14 protein-coding genes are annotated in these 18787 nt (G+C 63.4%); 6 read left to right on the forward strand and 8 right to left on the reverse strand.

What is annotated here, in order from left to right:
• Positions 1-101: 101 nt before the first annotated feature.
• Positions 102-1715, forward strand: coding sequence for an L-aspartate oxidase (gene nadB, locus YQ44_RS12975; protein ID WP_071323735.1), 1614 nt, complete (start codon positions 102-104; stop codon positions 1713-1715).
• Between the two features lie 35 nt (positions 1716-1750).
• On the opposite strand, the gene YQ44_RS12980 is transcribed toward nadB, so the two are convergent.
• The 5 genes from YQ44_RS12980 to YQ44_RS13000 are packed head-to-tail and all read right to left on the reverse strand — an operon-like array spanning position 1751 to position 8272.
• Positions 1751-3139, reverse strand: a complete 1389-nt coding sequence (locus YQ44_RS12980) for a toxin-antitoxin system YwqK family antitoxin (protein WP_198043926.1) — start codon at positions 3137-3139, stop codon at positions 1751-1753.
• Positions 3121-4470, reverse strand: a complete 1350-nt coding sequence (locus tag YQ44_RS12985; RefSeq protein ID WP_071323737.1) for a toxin-antitoxin system YwqK family antitoxin — start codon at positions 4468-4470, stop codon at positions 3121-3123. Before YQ44_RS12985 ends, YQ44_RS12980 begins: the two co-directional genes overlap by 19 nt.
• 9 nt (positions 4471-4479) lie before the next feature.
• Complete coding sequence (locus YQ44_RS12990; protein WP_071323738.1) at positions 4480-6819, reverse strand: hypothetical protein; 2340 nt, start codon at positions 6817-6819, stop codon at positions 4480-4482.
• Positions 6816-7574 (reverse strand): PP2C family serine/threonine-protein phosphatase, encoded by a 759-nt coding sequence (locus YQ44_RS12995; RefSeq protein WP_071323739.1) that lies wholly within the window; start codon positions 7572-7574, stop codon positions 6816-6818. The genes YQ44_RS12990 and YQ44_RS12995 overlap by 4 nt, the downstream gene beginning before the upstream one ends.
• 14 nt (positions 7575-7588) lie before the next feature.
• Positions 7589-8272, reverse strand: coding sequence for a vWA domain-containing protein (locus YQ44_RS13000; protein ID WP_071323740.1), 684 nt, complete (start codon positions 8270-8272; stop codon positions 7589-7591).
• A 277-nt stretch (positions 8273-8549) separates the two neighbouring features.
• Between YQ44_RS13000 and YQ44_RS13005 the strand changes: the two genes are divergently transcribed.
• The 5 genes from YQ44_RS13005 to YQ44_RS13025 all read left to right on the forward strand — a co-directional run bounded on the left by YQ44_RS13005 (position 8550) and on the right by YQ44_RS13025 (position 11720).
• Positions 8550-9284, forward strand: coding sequence for a helix-turn-helix transcriptional regulator (locus YQ44_RS13005; protein ID WP_198043927.1), 735 nt, complete (start codon positions 8550-8552; stop codon positions 9282-9284).
• 185 nt (positions 9285-9469) lie between these two features.
• Entirely contained in the window at positions 9470-9919 is a 450-nt protein-coding gene (locus tag YQ44_RS13010; protein ID WP_071323742.1) for a hypothetical protein, read from the forward strand.
• A gap of 82 nt (positions 9920-10001) precedes the next feature.
• The gene (locus YQ44_RS13015) at positions 10002-10397 is read left to right on the forward strand and encodes a hypothetical protein (protein ID WP_071323743.1); all 396 of its coding nucleotides are present in this window, start codon (positions 10002-10004) and stop codon (positions 10395-10397) included.
• 179 nt (positions 10398-10576) lie between these two features.
• Complete coding sequence (locus YQ44_RS13020; RefSeq protein WP_071323744.1) at positions 10577-11020, forward strand: hypothetical protein; 444 nt, start codon at positions 10577-10579, stop codon at positions 11018-11020.
• Positions 11021-11195: 175 nt separating this feature from the next.
• Positions 11196-11720 (forward strand): hypothetical protein, encoded by a 525-nt coding sequence (locus YQ44_RS13025; protein ID WP_071323745.1) that lies wholly within the window; start codon positions 11196-11198, stop codon positions 11718-11720.
• A 93-nt stretch (positions 11721-11813) separates the two neighbouring features.
• Here the strand turns inward: YQ44_RS13025 and YQ44_RS13030 are convergent, their stop codons facing one another.
• The 3 genes from YQ44_RS13030 to purL all read right to left on the reverse strand — a co-directional run bounded on the left by YQ44_RS13030 (position 11814) and on the right by purL (position 18641).
• Positions 11814-12269, reverse strand: coding sequence for a tellurite resistance TerB family protein (locus tag YQ44_RS13030; RefSeq protein ID WP_071323746.1), 456 nt, complete (start codon positions 12267-12269; stop codon positions 11814-11816).
• A gap of 101 nt (positions 12270-12370) precedes the next feature.
• Positions 12371-14392, reverse strand: a complete 2022-nt coding sequence (locus YQ44_RS13035; protein WP_156894818.1) for a hypothetical protein — start codon at positions 14390-14392, stop codon at positions 12371-12373.
• A 199-nt stretch (positions 14393-14591) separates the two neighbouring features.
• Positions 14592-18641, reverse strand: coding sequence for a phosphoribosylformylglycinamidine synthase (gene purL, locus YQ44_RS13040; protein WP_071323748.1), 4050 nt, complete (start codon positions 18639-18641; stop codon positions 14592-14594).
• Positions 18642-18787 lie beyond the last annotated feature (146 nt).

Here is an 18787-nt window from a genome sequence, read left to right on the forward strand (position 1 = left end):
TACGGCTGCGGCTATCTTTCGCTTGCAGAATTTATCTCAACACATTACCGAATGGGGGGAAATGGAATATAGTATGCTTCCCCTAAAAAAAGATAAATGTCATGAAATTTGATGTAGCGATTGTCGGCAGTGGCCTGGCGGGTTTATCGGTTGCACTGCATTTAGCTGAGACGCGCACCGTCGCGATCATTTCCAAACGCGCGCTGCTCGACGGCGCCAGCAACTGGGCGCAAGGGGGCATCGCGGCCGTGCTGGACTCGGGCGACAGCCACCAGCAGCACATCGAAGACACCCTGATCGCCGGTGGCGGCCTGTGCGACGAGAGCGCCACGCGCTACATCGTCGAACACGGCCGCGAAGCGATCGAATGGCTGATCGAGCAAGGCGTGCCGTTCACGCGCGACGCCACGGCCGAACTGGGCTTCCACCTGACCCGCGAAGGCGGACACAGCCAGCGTCGCATCATCCACGCGGCCGACGCCACCGGCCACGCCGTGCAAGTCACTTTGGAAGAAAAGGTGCGTGCCCACCCGAACATCACCTTGTTCGAACACCATTGCGCAATCGACCTCATCACCTCCGACAAGCTGGGCATGAAGCCCACCCAGCGCAACGCCCAACCCCATTGCCACGGCCTCTACGTGCAGGATGAGCAAACGGGCAAGGTCCTGACCTTTGCCGCCGAGCACACCGTGCTGGCCACGGGCGGCGCCGGCAAGGTGTATTTATATACAACGAATCCCGACACGGCCAGCGGCGACGGCATCGCCATGGCCTGGCGCGCCGGCTGCCGCGTGTCGAACATGGAATTCATCCAGTTCCACCCGACCTGCCTGTACCACCCGTACGCCAAGTCCTTCCTGATCACCGAAGCCATCCGTGGCGAAGGCGGCTTGCTGAAGCTGCCGCCTGAAGCGGGCGCGGCGGCCGGCCAGCGCTTCATGCTGGCCCACGACGAGCGGGCCGAACTGGCGCCGCGCGACGTGGTGGCGCGCGCCATCGACTTCGAGATCAAGAAGCGCGGCCTCGATTACGTACACCTGGACATCAGCCACAAGCCGGCCGAATTCCTCATCGAACACTTCCCGACCATTTACGCGCGCTGCCTGGAACTGGGCATCGACATCACCAAGCAGCCGATTCCCATCGTGCCGGCCGCCCACTACACGTGCGGCGGCGTCGTCACGGACCTGTCCGGCCGCGCCGACTTGCCGGGCCTGTATGCCGTGGGCGAGACGGCGTGCACGGGCTTGCATGGCGCAAACCGCCTGGCGTCGAATTCCTTGCTGGAATGCATCGTCATCGGTCGTGCCTGCGCGCAAGATATCGAAAGCAAGGAAAAGCTGGGCACGCCTTACCTGCCCGACTGGGATGAAAGCCGCGTCACGGACGCGGACGAGGAAGTGGTGATTTCCCACAATTGGGACGAGCTGCGCCGCTTCATGTGGAATTACGTGGGCATCGTGCGCACGACGAAGCGCCTGGAACGGGCCCAGCACCGCATCGCCCTGCTGAAAGAAGAAATCGACGAGTACTACCGCAACTTCCGCATCACGCACGATTTGCTGGAGCTGCGCAATCTCGTCGACGTGGCTTCGATGATCGTCAACAGCGCCCTGTCGCGCCGCGAAAGCCGCGGCCTGCACTTCAGCCGCGATTATCCGGAAACCTTACCCAAGGCGATTGCCAGCGTGCTGACGCCGCCGCACCGGTAAATGCAGGGGAATGCGTGCCGACCGCGCGCATTCCCTCACTCTTGCGGCTGCTCAGGCTGCTCCGGCATTACCACCTCAATTCCATCCTCCGTGTAGGAAAACTTGGCGGACTCGCCCGTGCATTCCCCCTGCGGCTCGTCGGCCACATAGCGGCATTCGCTTTCCACGCTGCCATCTGCGCGCCAGTGGCGGGTCCAGCCCTGGCGCTCGCCATCGACATACTCGATCAGCTGCTTCGGCTTGCCATTTGCATGCCATGAGCGCAATGCGCCCTCCTCGCGTCCGCCGGCGTTCCACTGCTTCTGCACGAGCAACACGCCCTGGGGGCTGAACAGTTGTTTACTGCGCAACACGTAGTGACCGCTGTGCGTGTGCCTGCTGGCCACCTTGCCGTCCGGATAATACTCGACGCTCTCGCCCGCCGGCTTGCCATCGACATAGCTGCCCGTGCTGCGCACCTTGCCATCGGGGAAATAGTCTGTGCTTGGCCCCGTGATGATGCCGTTGACATACTGCCTGCGGCTTTCCACCTTGCCATCGGGATAAAGCAGCAGCAGTTCGCCATCCGTCTGGCCCTTGAGCTGCGTCATGCGCGTGCGCAGTTTGCCATCCTGGTCGAACGTTTCCACCAGGCCATCGGCGCGGGCGCCGTTGCGGTAGGTGCGCGATTCGATCAGCTTGCCGCTCTGGTGGTAAGCCTGTTCCTCCCCCTCCTGCACGCCATTGCGCCACGTGGTACGCATGGATATCTTGCCATCCGGATAATAGCGGGTCTGGATACCCTCCTGCACGCCGCGCCCGTCCTGCTCCACCTGCATTTCCAGCTGGCCATGCGGGTAATACATGCTGTAGTTGCCCACCAGCTTGCCGCCCAGGTAATCGGGGGCGTTGACCTGGCCCGTCAGCCGCTTCGGCTCGCCTTCGCGCACGTGATAAATCTCGACTTGCCAGGTGCCGGGCGTCTTGCCTGGCGGCAGCGGTACGACCAGTGCGTAGCGCGCATGCTCCATGGCCTCGCCGCGCGACAGGTTGTGGTTCAGATAGAGACGGGCCTTGCCATCGGCACAGTGCGCATCGCAGCCGCGCAGCATGTGGATGACGGGGATGGCATCGGCGCCCGTCCGGTCGGGCGCCGGACAGGCACGCAGGCGTACCAGCAGCGGGTTTCTGTCGCGTATCATGTTGGCCAGCTCGACCTTCATGACAGCATACTGTTCCTCGCTCAGTCCGATCGACGCGGCATCCATGCGCAGCTGCCGGCCGCCGCAGCCCGTGTCGTCGTCCACGGTCAGCACGTCGCCACCAATGTTGCCGGGCGCGGCCTTGAGCGCCGTGATCACTTGCCGTTGCACGATCTCGGCCTGGGCCAGCGCCGGCAACAGCAGCATGACGCCAACAAGGTGATTTAATTTAAGGCGCGCCATGCCTGCTCCTTTCGCACGATTTCCGGGGATGGCGACGCTTCGCCGCAACCGTCCTGCGCCTTGCCGGCCACATACCGGCATTCGCTGTGCAACGTGCCATCCTCGCGCCAGCTGCGGCTCCAGCCGTCGCGCCGGTCATTCACGTAATCGATGGATTGCTCGGGCTTGCCATTCTCGTACCACGAGCGCGATGTGCCCTGCTCGCGCAGCTGCGCATCCCATTGCCGTTCCAGCACCAGCACGCCCTGGGGGCTGTAGCGCTGGACGCTGAGCAGCCCGCCCTTGTCGCCATACTGCTGGCGGCTTTGCACCTTGCCGTCCGGATAGAACTCCAGCGCCTCGCCCACAGGTAAATCGTTGACCTGCGTCATCCTGGCGTGCACGGCGCCATCGGGATAATAATTCGTGCTCACGCCATTGAACTTGCCCTGCCGCATTTCCGCGCGGCTGGAGATTTTCCCATCCGGGAAGTATGTGAGCATCTCGCCTTCCATCTTGCCGTCACGCAAAGCGTAACTGCTGCTCAGCTTGCCATTTTCATCGAAGGTTTGCACGGGCCCGTCGAGCTGCTTGCCGTCGCGGTAGCGGCTCGTCTCGCTCAGCTTGCCCGTCGCGTGATAACGCCGGTGCTCGCCTTCCGGCAAGCCATGGCGCCAGTTGCCGCGCAGCTCCAGGGTGCCATCAGGAAAGTACTTGCTGCCGATACCGTCTTGCTGGCCTTTGGCATCCTGCGCCACCTGCTTCTCGATCTTGCCATTCGGGTAATACGTGACATAGCCGCCCACCAGCTCGCCCTGCGCATAGTCGGCGCGGTTGACCTGGCCCGACAGGCGCAGCTTGTGGTCGGCCACGCTGACAATCTCCACCTTCCACGTGCCTGGGAGTTTGCCTTTCGGCAAAGGCAACAGCAGCACGTTGGCGGCCTTTTCCTGCTCGACGGGGAAGAAGTTCTCGTGCAGGTACAGGCGCGCACGGCCATCGGCGCAGGCGGCTGGCGTGCAGGCGGCGATCTCCCGCACGATGGGCACGCTCGCATCCTCCGGGCATTTTTTCACGGTCACGAGCATGGGCGTCCTGTCGCGGATGCGCCGGGCCAGCTCGGCTTTCAGCGCTGCGTACGGCGCCTCGTCCAGGTTCACCGAGCGCGCATCCATGCGTATCTGCTTGCCGCCACAGGCCGTCGTGCCCGCAATGGTGTACACATCGCCGCCTTCGCTATCGGGCTCGCCAGCCATGCTGGTCACCACCTGGCGCTGCACGATGTCCGCCTGCGCCATGCCTGGGCACAGCAAGGAAGCGCCAAGCACGGCGCATATCGTCTTGATTTTCATGGTATTCCTCTAATGTTCCGCCGTGACGGCGACACCGCCCGGCACGAAGCTGACCCGGCCATCGCGGTAACGCACCAGTACCACCACCTTGGCGTCCAGCAATTGGCCGTGCTGCACGGCAGGCAGATAGGTCCAGCGTTGCACGCTATCGAGCAGCACCTTGTTGAGCATGGGTTCCATCGGCAATTCCGCCGCCGCGTACGTCAGGCTGCCGTCGGCGGCAATGGTCAGGGTCAAACGGTTTTCGCCCGTCGCGTGCTGTTTGTCGAGCACGCCATAGTCGACCGTCGTCATCGTCTCGCGCTGCACGCCGCCGACCTGGTCCCGCAGGGGCGGCATGGCCTGGAGCTTTTGCGCCAGCAGCACGCCCTCGGCCAGCGTCTTGTCCCAGCGCTTCTGGTAGGCGCCCGGTTGCGCCAGGCGCAACACCCTGGCGGTCAGGTCCATGCGCTGCATCGTGCGCGCGACGCCATTGTCGGCCGGCTCGCCCGGATCCGCCGGCAAGGCGTTCTGCACGGCATAACGGTAAGCCGTCAGCCGCGCCAGCGCCACCAGATTGACGGCATCGCGCTCGTCGCCACCGCGCAGCTGTGCAGCCGCCGCGATGCCCAGCCAGGCCGGGCCATCGGTCGGGCGCGCCCACACGGCTTGCTCGAAGTACTGGCGCGCCGCCTGCGGTTCGTTCAGGCTCAGGTGCATGCGGCCCATGGCCGCCGCCACCAGATGGTCGCGCGGGTTGGCTTGCAGCAGATCAAGATAACTGGCGACCAGCGCCGGCTCATAGCCGGGCACCCAGCCCAGGCCTTCCAGCAACGAGGCGCGCAGCTGCGCCTGCGTGCGGTCGCCACCGTAGCCGGACTGCTTTTCTTCGCCGGCACGGTACAGCAGTTGCAAGCCCCGCGTGACGGCAGCGTCGTCGCCCTTGCTGATCGCTTGCGACAGGCTGCGCACGGCCTTGCGCGCGTCGGACGGCTGGAAGCCGGCCGTCCTGCGCGGACGCCAGGAAAATACTTCCAGGCCTGCCGCCTGGTCGGCTTGCGCCTGCAGGCTGGCCTTGTCCTTCACTGCATCGGGCGACGAAGTCCAGGCCGTGAAGCCGATCAGGAACAGCACGATCAGCAGCACCACCACGGCCCAGCCCTTGCCGCTGATGCCGCCGCCAGTGTTGGCCGCCACGGGGATGGCGGCCGGCGCCTGCCCCGGCACCGTGCGGCGCGCGCTGCGTTGCAGCGGCAACGATTGCTGTTGCCGTTGCAACTGTTGCGCTTGCACGGATGCCTGCGCGGCCGCAGCGATGACTTTCTCGCGCGCGCAGGCCGCGCAGCCATGGCCCGCAAAATGCTGGTGTTCGGGATTCGCGGCGCAGACGACGAGCTTGCCGCCGCTGCGCTGCGCATAGCCGCGCAGCAACTGCGCCCAGTCGGCCGCCGATGGCCGCTGCGGTTTCGGTGACGGGGAAAAGGCGCGGTCGAACATGGCCCGCAACTCGGGCGGCATCAGCGCGTGGCCGCTGGTGGCGTTGGGTGCCAGCTGCTTGTGGCGCTTGACGCCATACGCATAGCAGCCGTCGCGGATGCGGCCGGGAATGTCGCTGGCTACTTGCGCATTGCCGGGCCGCCCGCTGTACGGGTGGATGCCAAAGTTCAGCAGCTGGAAGATGACGACGGCCAGGGCAAAGCGGTCTTGCGCCATTTCCGTGCCCGCCGGCATGCCCTTGCGCTGGAACTCGGGCGCCAGGTAGTCGGCCGTGAATTGCTCGGCAGGAAAGCGCTCGGCATGGCCCTGGATGCTGAAACCATCGCAGTCGAGCATGGCGATGTACAGGGAATCGCGGTAAAAGCGCAGGTTCACGGGTTTCAGGTCGACCACGTAATGCTGCTGCTGGTGCAGCGCGTCGATCACGGCGGCCAGGTTGGCGGCCAGGGTCAGCTTGGGACCGAGTCCCGTCGGCAAGCCGGCCGCGCGCGCCTGGCGCTCCTGCATGACCTGTTCCAGCTCGGCCGTTTGCGCCATGTCCAGCAGGGGCATGACGAAGCCGGCAAAGCCGCCCTGGCCGTCGAACACGGCCGCCTGCGGCCAGGCGATCTGCACGTAGCGCTTGCCGTTTTCCAATTGGTCGGGCAGCTCGGGCGACAGTTCCAGCATCGCTTCGAGCTTGCGCCGGTTGGCGGCGCGGTCCAGGTGCGGATGGTAGAGCTTGGCGACCTGGGCGGGCGCATCGGGTAACAGGTAGACGCTGCCCGCGCCGCCGCTCTTGACGAGTTTGCCCAGGATCAGACTACGGACTTTGTCCAGCCAAATTTTCCCACCCGGACTCAGGCCCGGCGTCACACCCTGCTTCCGGCTCATGTACGCAAGGCCAGCAGCAAGGTCTTGTCATCGCCCGTGATCTGGTGCGTGCGCGGGTCGGCCAGCGTGGAGGCCAGCGCCGCATTGCCTGATTCAACGCTGTCGACCGTGCGCAGATAGCCTTGCACGGCATCCATGAACGGCGCGTACAGCGAGGCATTGTTCTTGCTCATGGCAAACGGCATGCAGCCGTCGGACATCAGCACCACGCCGCGCACGGCTTGTGGAATCGCAAGCAGGCGCAGCTGTTCGCGCCAGCGCTCGCCGCTGATGAAATAGGTTTCGTTGGCATACTCGCCGTTGGCAGGTAGCGAGATCAGCTCGCCGCCGTCGCCCAGTTGCGCCACGCCCAGGCCATCGCCGAGGTGGAAGAAGAAGCCGCTGTCCTTGCCCATGACCACGCCCACCACCGTGCTGGCGTAGTCGTCCAGCGTGGCGTTGGCGGCGCTGGCGATGTCGTCCAGCGCGGCGCGGATCTGTGCCAGGGTGCCCGCCAGCGCGCCGTCCTGTAAATCCTGCACGGTGGCGCCCTGCTCCAGCCGTCCGGCCAGGGCCTGCACGGCGTGCGCGGCAACAAACTGCGCGCCGTGTTCGCTATAGCGGGCAGAACCGGCGCCGTCGCAGACGATGGCGACCAGCACGCCATTCACGACGGCGTGCGCGTGCGCATCCTGGCAAGGGATGTCCTTGTCCAGGTGCGCCTTGCCCGTGACGGAAGCGCCAAACACGCGCCAATGATTGCTTACTGTCGCCATGGATCAGCGGGCGTTCACGTATTCACGACGGACCAGCCGTCCGTTGACGCCAGCTGTGCCTGCGCACCGGGACGCGATTGCGACACCACTTGCATGCTGGCGCTCAGCCACAGGAACAGTTCGCGGAACTGCAAGCCTTTCAGCTGTTTCACTCCCCGTTCGCCACGGCTGGAAAACTGTCCCAGCGAGTCGATATTCGCATTGTCGCCGACGGCGATGGGGAAGATCGCCACTTTATTGGCCTGCTCGGCCGCGCGCGCCTGTTCGGCGCCGTGCTGCCAGCGGTCCGTCGGCTCGCCGTCCGACATCAGGAACAGCCACGGTCGCGTGTACGCCACGCCGGCCTGGCGGAAACGCTGCTTTTCCTGCTCGATCTCGGCCAGCGCCAGTTCCACGGCCGCGCCCGTCGGCGTGGTGCCGTTCGCTTCAAGGCGAGGCGCCGTGAAATCCATGGCGTCGCACCAGTTGCTGGCGACCACGGCTTCATCGTGCGCGCCATATTGGATCACGAGGATGCGCACGCGCTTGGAGGCGATCACATCGGACTTGAGTTCCTGTTCCAGCAAGGCCAGCCCTTCATTGAGCAGCGCAACGGGCTCGCCGTCCATGCTGCCGGAGCAGTCGAGCACGAGTACCAGCGGCGTGCGTTGTTCGGTGTTGTCGACCAGGGCGACGTCGGGAATCATTATTGAACTCATGGGTAATGGGTAAATGTAAAATCAGACACAGTGCGAATCTTACATCACCAGAGTGTTTTTCTCGCGCAAGTTTCCTACAGAACAATATTCAGGCAGATTTCCGCCGGCCATTGCAGCACCGATGTCTTTGTACTATCTTGAAAGATGCCCAGGCCAGATGGCAGCAATCAGCCCTTCCTCACAAAGGCAGGGTGGATCGCTGTGCCACACTGCCCTTACCCAGTTCCGCACCTGCACGCCCGCGGCACACTGATGTAATGAGGAAATGGGGGCAAGCATGGGTACGGCGACAGTAAGGGCGGATGTGGGCAAGCTGATCGGCACCATGTACGACGCGGCCTGCGGCGAGGGCGACTGGCCACAGCTCGACAGCGCTGGCCTGAGCGGCCCGCAATGGCAGGAACTCTTGCCGCATCTGCAACGCGCCCTGTGCCTGCAGCAGCGCCTGCGCGAGACGCAGCTGGCCAGCCATTGCGCGCTGGCGGCGCTCGACGTCATGGGCGCCGCCGTGCTGGTGCTCGACGCCAACCTCGGACTGCGCTTCGCCACCCCCGCCGGCCATGCCTTGCATGCGGCGCAGCTGGCACACGCCGTCCCGCCCGACCTGGCGCGCGCCGTGCGCCTGGTTATCGCCGGCGCCGGCGGCGCACCGCAATGCCAGTCGCTGCGCCTGGCGCGCAAGCAGCAAGCGCCGCTGGCCCTGACCGTCACCCCGCTGGCCGATTGCCAGCCTGCATGCGCGCTGCTGATCGCACGCGATCCCGCAAAAACGAGCACCTCCGTCCCCGCCTTGCGCCAGCTGTTTGACTTGACGCAGGCCGAAGCGCTGGTAGGCAAGGCACTGGCGCAAGGGGCCACCATCGAGGAAATCGCCGCGCGCTGCGGCATCAGCGTCAATACCGTCAAGACGCATCTGCACCACACCTACCTGAAGACGGATACCCGGCGCCAGGGCGAGCTGATCGCCCTGATCCACGGCGCGACGGCGCCCCTGGCCCACCTTGACGCCTGAGGCCGTGTCATCCGATCGGATGATGTGCTGGGCAACTTGCCTGCCTACACTGCCAACACCGGCTGGCAGCGCCTTGCCAGCGTGACCGCACCGTCGCAGGCAGGCCGGTCCGACTTTCCGTGGCAACCACACAACCTCGCCGCGCCAGTACGGCATGGCGGCACAATTCAAGGATGGGCCGAAAAATGAAAACATGGATACTCGCCGGCACACTGGGCGTCTGCGCCCTGCTGGCAAATGCACAAACGTTGCCCGACAGCCAGACCGTCACCATTCCCGGCGGACGCCTGCACACGATCGAACTGCCCGTCCATAAACACTTCATGAGCCCGGAAACGTTTGGCCAGTTCCGCGGCGCCTATGAACTGTCGAACGGCCAGGTGCTGTACCTGCGCAATGCCAGCGCCATCAGCACCATCATGTATGCGCGCATCGACGACCAGGATGAGCACCGCATCATCGCCACCGACAGCGACAGCTTCGTCGCACTCGACCGGCAGCTGGCGATACGCATCGACCTGCGCGACAATGGCGGCGTGGGCGGCGAAGTGCTGATGCAGGTACCGGCAGAGAAACTGGCCAGCGGCGCCATCGTGCCGGCCCACGTGCAAAGCCTGAGCCTGGCTGCGCGCTAGGGCGGCGGGCTGACGCGGCAGACAGGTGCCGGGCCAGTGCCATCATCCCCGGCCCGGCCATCTTTCCCCATGCGTGGCAGCCATGAGCAAGCAATATTGCGTCCAGCAGCAAAACGCGCTGACCCTGGCGGCCATCCGCCAGACGGCGGCCTGGTGGCGCGCGCGTCCCCTGCCCGACGCCCTGTGCGAGTGCGCGGCCAGCCACGGCGTGGCGCTCGAGGCGGCCATCATGCTCGACCTGCAGCTGGCGTTTCCCGGCATGCCCGCCGTGTACGGCAAGCTGCTGAGCGCCGATGGCCACTTCATCCACTTCGAGATGGATCTCGACGACGCCCTGCGCCCCCTGCCCGGCAGCGTGGAATGGCGCGACATCAGCGCCAGCTATGACCTGGCCGAGCACAAACGCGGCACCGGCGTCGGCTACGGAGTGCTGTGCAAAAAGGTTTTGCAAGAAATGAATCACTGCGTGACTGCATAGCCCCGCTGACAGCCGGCGCGGCATAAACCGCAGCCATGCGGTGGCCCGCCATGCAAAATATTCAGGCCTTTCTCCATCGAATGGAGGATGCGCAGCGCCAAACCCGTGTCTAGACTGGTTCCTGCCCCATGCCCGCCCGCATCATGCGTCAGAGCTCATCAACCATCGAGGAAGACACCATGAAAACCATCATCCTGGGCACACTCCTGTGCCTCGCTGCCGCCAGCACGGCAGCCACCGCACAGACACTGGCGCCGGAGCACACCGTCACCGTGCCGGGCAATTCGCTGCGCATCGATGTGCCCGACCACCCGCGCTACATGATGCGCCAGGATTTCAAGAAATTCGTCGGCGCCTATGACCTGTCGAATGGCGACACCCTGGAACTGCGCCTCGCTGGCGCCGTCATGTATGCGCGTATCGGCAAGCAGGACGAGCACCGCATCGTCGCCACCGACCGCAACGCCTTCGTCGCGCTGGACCGCCAGCTGAAGGTACGCATCGACCACAACGATGACGGCAGCATCGACGGCGAACTGGTGATGGTGCTGCCGTCGCAGAAACTGTCGGGCGGCGACATCGTGCCTTCCCGCGTACAAAACGTCGGCCTGGCATCGCGTTGAGGCGGCAGGATAACGCGGCAGGCGCGGCGCAGGCCACGGCCTGCCGTGTAAAAAAGTCCTGCAAGAAATGAATAGCGCTACACCGTAGCGCAGTTCCAGGGAGTCGCGCGCCGCCATCGCGTGCTATCATCGCCGCCAAATTCCTTGAACGAATGGCAACGGCCCATGGAGCGCAATGCAGACACCTGGCAGTAACCCGATATTCACCGTGCTGCGGCGCGGCCTGCGCCTGCTGGCCTGGCCCCTGCTGGCCCTGGTCAGCGCCGCCTGCACCAGCACCATGCGCCATCCTGCCAGCGAGCCCACGCAAGTCATCCTGCGCTTTACCTTTGACGACGGCAAGCCGATGCGGCATGAAGATCACATGGTCATGGCGCGCCAGCAAACGTATATCAAGTACTGCAGCAAGATAGGCAGCACCCGTGTCTGCGATGTCGGCATAGATATACTCTATGCAAGCGCCGACGCGCCGCTCGATGCCACTGGCGAAGTGCGCGTCACCCTGCGTTCGACCGGCCCCATCGGCGACATGCCGACCGAACGCTGCATCAACGGCAAGTCCTACCTCTTTAATTCCGGCGACTGGATACGCGGTCCGTTTCACCATGGGCAGGTGATCGAGATCCGCTACAAGATAAGTGCTTTGAAGATGGCATGCCCGAGGTCGGAGAGCGCGCCGCCGTGGTGGGATAAAGACTAGCAGCCAGTCTCATGCCAACACCAGCGGGCTGGCAAGCGCTGGCGGCGGCCGCAAGCCGATGCGCGCCGCCACCTGCCCTGACTGACAATGAATTTACTGCAACTCGAACTCGCCGGGAGTCAAGCCCAGCTCGCGCGCGATCTTGCCCGCCACGCGCTGCTCGTTGGCATCGAAATTGCCGTCCGACGAAGCCACCGCGATAATCATGCGCACCAGCAAGCGCGACGCCTCGACATTCGACTTCATCTTGCCCAGCGCCTGGTAGGCCTTGGCTTCGCCGATATCCTTGTCGAACTCCAGCTGGCCGACATATTCCTGGAAAGCCTTGATCACGTCCGTGGTGGTAAACACCGAGAGCGCGTCGTTGCTTTCAATAAACTTCACCATCTTCTGCTTTTCTTCCGCACTGACGCTGCCGTCGGCCATGGCGATCAGGGCCGACCCCGCCATGGCGGCGTTCAGGAAATCCTTGTTCTTGTATTTCAAGGCCTCGGTTTTCAGTTCGCTGGCTTTGGTCTTCAGTTTGGACAGAAAGGAATCGAAACTCATGGTACACCTCCGGGTTGGCGTGGATGCGGCTGCAATACGAGCGGCCACTTCCAGTCAACTGGGGGCGCATGCCTGGAATACAAGCGATGCGCCGCCCACCGTCACTGCGGCCAGCGGGCCTTGGCGCGCGCCTTGATCTTGCTGGCGACCGCTGCCAGGTCGTCATATTTGCCATTGTCGACCCAGGTGGTGTACATGAAGCCATCGACGCCCGTCACGCCGTCCGCTTCGGCCGCATCCAGGTTGTCGAGCCATTCGTCCGTCAGCGGCAAGTCGTCGTAATACAGGGCGATCACCTGCTTGAGGTTGCGGTCGTGGAAAAATTTCAACGAAGACTGCTGCAGCGGGATCGGCGGCGCTTTGACGTACACGTTCCTCTGCGTCCAGTTGACGATGACGGTATTCGGGTGGATGCCATCGGCAGCCCCCAGCAGGCTGCCATTGACCATGAAATACTTGTCGACGGCATTCATGTCGGGATCGAACATGTCGTTCCACACATACAGTTCCACACCCGGATTGACCTGCTTGAGCATGGCCTGCATGGCCGTCATCGTGCCGGCCAGGTAGGCACCCGCGCTCGCGTACTGGCAGCTCGGGTCCCAGTTCATGATGCGCCATTCGTCATAATTGATGAAGAATTTCTTGCTGGATGGATACAGTTCCTTGATTTTTTCATAGCCCGTCCTTTGCCAGGCCATATACTCGGGCGGGCAAGCGCTGGCCGGCGCCGTCCAGACGGGCATCATGTTCTTCGCTTGCTGATACCACGATACCAGCAGCTGGCTTCCATCGGGAATGCGCCCGTTGAGTATGTTCAGCGACTCGTTGGCAACGGTGAAATCGAGCCCCTCCTTGTACACGGTGCCCGTGGTTTTCGACCGCACGCTGACTTCCAGGTGATTGCGCACGACGGGATGGGCCAAACCTGTTTCCCGGATCTGCATATCATCTATCCACGCTTCCCCCGGCTCGTCATTCTTGGCGTTGCTCCACGCGCCCACATAGAAATTAATGTTGCCAAACTCCCTGGTATTGAAATCGATGGTGATATTTTTCCACTCGCCATAGGCCCCCAGTGCATTCGGCTTGGCGTTCCACGCACCATTGCTGCTTCCCCATCCCAGCGGATACAGGCTGTCATACAGGGGAATGGTGCTTGTATCGTCCAGTACCTGGACCTTTAATGGCGCCTTGTAATTTTTAACCATGATCCAGAACGAGGCGCGGTAGGACGTGAATGGCTGCAAATTGACAAAGCGGCGGTGCAAACGCGTTTGCTCGTGCCGCTTTGGCTGGGCGCCTGCGGCGACCGGGTCAAAGCCGTTGGGTTGCACCAGCTTGAGCGATCCTGGCCCGTTGTGTCCTTCCGTCGGATCATGCTGGATATTCAGGTCCCACAGGTCCCAATCGCTTTTTCCTGCGGCAAAATTATCATTTGCCAGCCAATGGGTGGCGACCCTGGCCACGCCATTGGCAACGACAAACGGCGTATCCACCACGGGAACCGCTTCGGCAAGTTCCGGTTGCAACTGTGCCGGTATCTGCGGATGGCCGCCCATCGGTATCAGTTCGATGCCTTTATCCAGCGCCAATTGCTTGATGGCCGCCAGGTTGCCGGCAAAATCGGGCGCATCGCGCGAGTCGGAAATATATGAGTCTTCGCCGCCGATATTGACGACGATGCCGTTATAGCCCAGCGCTGCCGCGTTGACGATCAGTGCCGACAGCTTGTTGAAGTCCGCGTTCGCGGTTTTTGTACCCCAGGCAATGCCGCCATAAAAATAGATCCAGCGTTTGGTAAAACAGTTCGTCACGCAGGCGGGCGCCAGCTGCACCGTCACTTGCTGCGACACGCTGGCCCCGCCACCCTGGCACGTCACCGTATAGCTGGTGGCCGCCTGCAGCGCCGGCGGCGTGTACGACCCCGTCAGGGGCAGCGACGGCGCCCACGACGAAGCGCAGGATTCGGCGCCCAAGGCATCCCAGGCAATCGAGGTGCTCGTCCCCTTGGCCACCACCTCCGGGCTGGCGGACAAGTGCACGGTGGGCGCCGCGATGGCCAGGCCTGTCAGGCAAGTGCCCATGAGTACGGCGATACGGCTGAAAGCAAGCTGTCGCATGGCATTCCTTATCAAAGTGGAATTTTTATTTTAATAAGTTTTTGTAATTTTTGCAATTAATTCGATATGAAATAATTTAATATTGACAATATAAAGTAAGATATATGCAAAAAAAGCCGCTGTCTCCCGACAGCGGCTTTTTCATTCCTATCCCAACAGCAGCGCCCTGGATCCAGACGCCACGCCGTAAATAACTTAATTACCCCACAAACTTCCGCGCATTCCTGAACATGCGCATCCATGGCGAATCCTCGCCCCACGCTTCAGGATGGTAGGACTGCTGCACCGAGCGGAACACGCGCTCCGCGTGCGGCATCAGCACCGTGAAGCGGCCGTCCGGCGTGGTCACGGAAGTGATGCCTTCCGGCGAGCCGTTCGGGTTGTACGGATACGCTTCGGTGGCGGCGCCCTTGTTGTCGACGAAGCGCATGGCTTTCGTGACTTGGGTGATGTCGCCCGTTTGCGAGAAGTCGGCGTAGCCTTCGCCGTGGGCGATGGCGATGCCGGCCTGGGTGCCGGCCATACCGTTGAAGAAGATCGATGGGGAATCCATCACTTCGACCATGGCAAAGCGGCCTTCGAATTTCTCCGACTTGTTGCGCGTGAACTTGGGCCAGGCGTGGGCGCCGGGGATGATGGATTTCAAATTGCTCATCATCTGGCAGCCGTTGCAGATGCCGAGGCCAAAACTGTCCGTGCGGTTGAAGAAGCGCGCGAACTGTTCCGCCAGGCTGGCGTTGAACAGGATGGTCTTCGCCCAGCCTTCGCCCGCGCCCAGCACGTCGCCGTACGAGAAGCCGCCCACGGCGATGACGCCCTGGAAGTCGTCCAGCTTGACGCGGCCGGCAATCAGGTCGCTCATGTGCACGTCGACGGCCGTGAAGCCGGCCTGGTGCATCACGTAGGCCGTCTCGATGTGCGAGTTGACGCCCTGCTCGCGCAGGATGGCGACGCGCGGACGCACGCCGGTGGCGATGAATGGCGCGGCGATGTTCTCGTTCTGGTCGAAGGTGACGATCGGCGACATGCCCGGGTCTTGCGCGTCCAGCAGGCGGTCGTATTCGGCGTCCGCGCAGGCCGGGTTGTCGCGCAGGCGGGCGATGCGCCAGCTCGTTTCGCTCCACAGGCGGTGCAGGTCCGCGCGCGGCTGGGTGTAAATCAGCTTGGCGTCGCGCGTGAATTCGATCACGTCGCGGTCGTTCAATTTGCCGATGATATGGCTGCAGGCGCCCAGGTTGAAGGTGCGCAGCACGTCCATGACGAGCGACTTTTCTTCCGCGCGCACCTGGATCACGGCGCCCAGCTCTTCGCTGAACAGGGCGCGCAGGGTCAGTTCATTGCGGCGTTCCGCCACCTGGCCGGCCCAGTTCTTGGCGTCGCCCCAGTCGCTCGAATGCTCGCCTTCCATGGTCAGCATGTCCAGGTTGACGGACATGCCCGTGTGGCCGGCAAAGGCCATTTCCGTCAGGGTGGCGTACAGGCCGCCGTCCGAACGGTCATGGTAGGCCAGCAGCTTGTCGTCACTGTTGAGCTTTTGAATGGCGGCGAAGAAGCCTTTCAAGTCTTCCGCGCTGTCGACGTCCGGCGTTTCATTACCCAGCTGCTGCAACACTTGCGCCAGCGCCGATGCGCCCAGGCGGTTCTTGCCGCGGCCCAGGTCGATCAGGATCAAGGACGTGTCGCCCTGGTCCGTCTTCAGCTGCGGCGTCAGCGACTTGCGCACGTCCGTCACCGGCGCGAACGAGGAAACGATCAGGGATACGGGCGACGTGACGGATTTCGCCGCGCCCGTGCTCTCGTCTTTCCACGTCGTGCGCATCGACAGCGAATCCTTGCCGACGGGGATGCTGATGCCCAGCGCCGGGCACAGGTCCATGCCGACGGCTTTCACCGTGTCGTACAGGGCCGCATCCTGGCCTGGCTGGCCGCAGGCGGCCATCCAGTTGGCGGACAATTTGATGTCGGAGATGTCGCCAATGGCCGCGGCGGCGATGTTGGTGACAGCTTCGCCCACGGCCATGCGGCCCGAGGCGGCGGCGTCGATGACGGCCAGCGGCGTGCGTTCGCCCATGGCCATCGCTTCGCCCAGATAACCCTCGAAGCTCATGGTGGTGACGGCGCAATCGGCCACCGGCACTTGCCACGGTCCCACCATCTGGTCGCGCACGGTCATGCCGCCCACGCTGCGGTCGCCGATGGTGATCAGGAAGGATTTGTCGGCCACGGTCGGCAGCAGCAGCACTTTTTGCGCCACATCCACCAGGTCCATGCCGGTGAGATCAATGGCGGGGAAATCGTTGGCCACGTGGACCACGTCGCGCTGCATCTTCGGCGGCTTGCCCAGCAAGACGTCCATCGGCATGTCGACCGGCTCGTTGCCCAGTTCCGGGTCGATCAGTTTCAATTGACGCTCTTCGGTGGCCACGCCCACGGCGGCGAACAAACAGCGTTCGCGTTCGCACATGGCTTTGAACAGGGGCAGGCTTTCCGGCGCGATGGCCAGAACGTAGCGTTCCTGCGATTCATTGCTCCAGATTTCCTTCGGCGCCATGCCCGATTCTTCCAGCGGGATCTTGCGCAGGTCGAAAATCGCGCCGCGCTTGGCGTCGTTGGTGATTTCCGGGAAAGCGTTCGACAGGCCGCCCGCCCCCACGTCGTGGATGGAGATGATCGGGTTGTCGGCGCCCATTTGCCAGCAGGCGTTGATGACTTCCTGGGCGCGGCGTTCCATTTCCGGATTGCCGCGCTGGACGGAATCGAAGTCCAGGTCGGCCGTGTTGCTGCCGGTGGTCATCGACGAAGCGGCGCTGCCGCCCATGCCGATGCGCATGCCCGGGCCACCGAGCTGCACCAGCAGGCTGCCGACGGGGATGTCGTTCTTGTGCGTGTGCTGCGCCGAGATATTGCCGATGCCGCCGGCGATCATGATCGGCTTGTGGTAGCCGAACACGGCGTCAGGGGCGCCCGCTTCTTTCGCGCCGACGTTCTGTTCATACGTGCGGAAGTAGCCGCCGAGGACCGGGCGGCCGAATTCGTTCGAGAACGCGGCGCCGCCCAGCGGACCTTCGATCATGATTTGCAGCGGCGACGCGATGCGTTCCGGCTTGCCGTATTGCTCCGCGTCGCTACGCGCGGCCAGGGGCGCCGTCACGGAGGCGGCCGTTTCCCAGCTGCGCACGGCGTCCGGCAGCGACAAATTCGATACCGTGAAACCCGTCAAGCCGGCTTTCGGCTTGGCGCCGCGGCCCGTCGCGCCTTCGTCGCGGATCTCGCCGCCCGCGCCTGTGGAAGCGCCGGGGAATGGAGAGATGGCCGTCGGGTGGTTATGCGTTTCCACCTTCATCAGGGTGTGCGTCAATTCCGTCGATGCCGCGTATTCGTGGCTGGCGCCGCGCGGGTAGAAGCGCGACACCGTGGCGCCTTCCATGATCGAGGAATTGTCGCTGTAGGCGACGACGGTGCCCTTCGGCTGCAGTTCGTGCGTGTTCTTGATCATGCCGAACAGCGACTTGGGCTGCGCCACGCCGTCGATGGTCCAGTCGGCGTTGAAGATCTTGTGGCGGCAATGCTCGCTGTTCGCCTGCGCGAACATCATCAGTTCCACGTCCGTCGGGTTGCGGCCAGCCTTGGTGAAGGCGGCATCCAGGTAGTCGATTTCGTCTTCCGACATCGCCAGGCCCAGCTCCGTGTTCGCCGTTTCCAGCGCGGCCTTGCCCTGCCCCAGCAAGTCGATCGATTCGAGCGGGCGCGCTTCCAGGGTGCGGAACAGGTCCTTGGCGTCGTCCGCGCTGCGCAGCACGGATTCCGTCATGCGGTCGTGCAGCAGGTCGGCCACGGCCTGTACCTGCTCGTCCGTCAATTTGCCGGCGCCGATGGCGCTGCCCAGGATGCCCGATTTCAGGTTGATGCGGAAGGCGATGCCGCGTTCGACGCGCTTGATGTGCGCCATGCCGCAGTTGTGCGCGATGTCGGTGGCTTTCGAAGCCCACGGCGAAATCGTGCCGAAACGGGGGATGACGAAGAATTCTTCGGCAGCGCCTTCCGTATTGTCAGCGTGGGCCGGCTCGCCGTACGTCAGCAAGGCGCCCAGGCGCGTGCTGTCGTCGTTGGTGAGAGGCGCGCTGGCATCGATGAAATGGACATAGCGTGCTTGCACGGCAACAATCGCAGGCGAAACGGCTTGCAGTTGGCTTAACAGACGGTGGCTACGGAAAACGGACAGGGCATTGGAACCCGGCAGTATCAACATGATTGGAAGGTGGTTGATGCAGCGTGGCTGCGGGTTAAAGGTAGGTATGACAATATCTTTCGTACGGCAAATTTCCTTTGCGCGCATTATACCCGTTTTACCCCTGCTTTATGACCGGAACTTATGGCTTTGCCCCCGGAAAGCGG

It is taken from the genome of Janthinobacterium sp. 1_2014MBL_MicDiv (genome assembly GCF_001865675.1).
Classification (GTDB): Bacteria; Pseudomonadota; Gammaproteobacteria; order Burkholderiales; family Burkholderiaceae_D; genus Janthinobacterium.

Bases quoted from the DNA above. Each gene is read 5' to 3' on its own strand.
- nadB (WP_071323735.1), top strand. From the start codon at position 102: ATGAAATTTGATGTAGCGATTGTCGGCAGTGGCCTGGCGGGTTTATCG.
- YQ44_RS12980 (WP_198043926.1), bottom strand. From the start codon at position 3,139: ATGGCGCGCCTTAAATTAAATCACCTTGTTGGCGTCATGCTGCTGTTG.
- YQ44_RS12985 (WP_071323737.1), bottom strand. From the start codon at position 4,470: ATGAAAATCAAGACGATATGCGCCGTGCTTGGCGCTTCCTTGCTGTGC.
- YQ44_RS12990 (WP_071323738.1), bottom strand. From the start codon at position 6,819: ATGAGCCGGAAGCAGGGTGTGACGCCGGGCCTGAGTCCGGGTGGGAAA.
- YQ44_RS12995 (WP_071323739.1), bottom strand. From the start codon at position 7,574: ATGGCGACAGTAAGCAATCATTGGCGCGTGTTTGGCGCTTCCGTCACG.
- YQ44_RS13000 (WP_071323740.1), bottom strand. From the start codon at position 8,272: ATGAGTTCAATAATGATTCCCGACGTCGCCCTGGTCGACAACACCGAA.
- YQ44_RS13005 (WP_198043927.1), top strand. From the start codon at position 8,550: ATGGGTACGGCGACAGTAAGGGCGGATGTGGGCAAGCTGATCGGCACC.
- YQ44_RS13010 (WP_071323742.1), top strand. From the start codon at position 9,470: ATGAAAACATGGATACTCGCCGGCACACTGGGCGTCTGCGCCCTGCTG.
- YQ44_RS13015 (WP_071323743.1), top strand. From the start codon at position 10,002: ATGAGCAAGCAATATTGCGTCCAGCAGCAAAACGCGCTGACCCTGGCG.
- YQ44_RS13020 (WP_071323744.1), top strand. From the start codon at position 10,577: ATGAAAACCATCATCCTGGGCACACTCCTGTGCCTCGCTGCCGCCAGC.
- YQ44_RS13025 (WP_071323745.1), top strand. From the start codon at position 11,196: ATGCAGACACCTGGCAGTAACCCGATATTCACCGTGCTGCGGCGCGGC.
- YQ44_RS13030 (WP_071323746.1), bottom strand. From the start codon at position 12,269: ATGAGTTTCGATTCCTTTCTGTCCAAACTGAAGACCAAAGCCAGCGAA.
- YQ44_RS13035 (WP_156894818.1), bottom strand. From the start codon at position 14,392: ATGCGACAGCTTGCTTTCAGCCGTATCGCCGTACTCATGGGCACTTGC.
- purL (WP_071323748.1), bottom strand. From the start codon at position 18,641: ATGTTGATACTGCCGGGTTCCAATGCCCTGTCCGTTTTCCGTAGCCAC.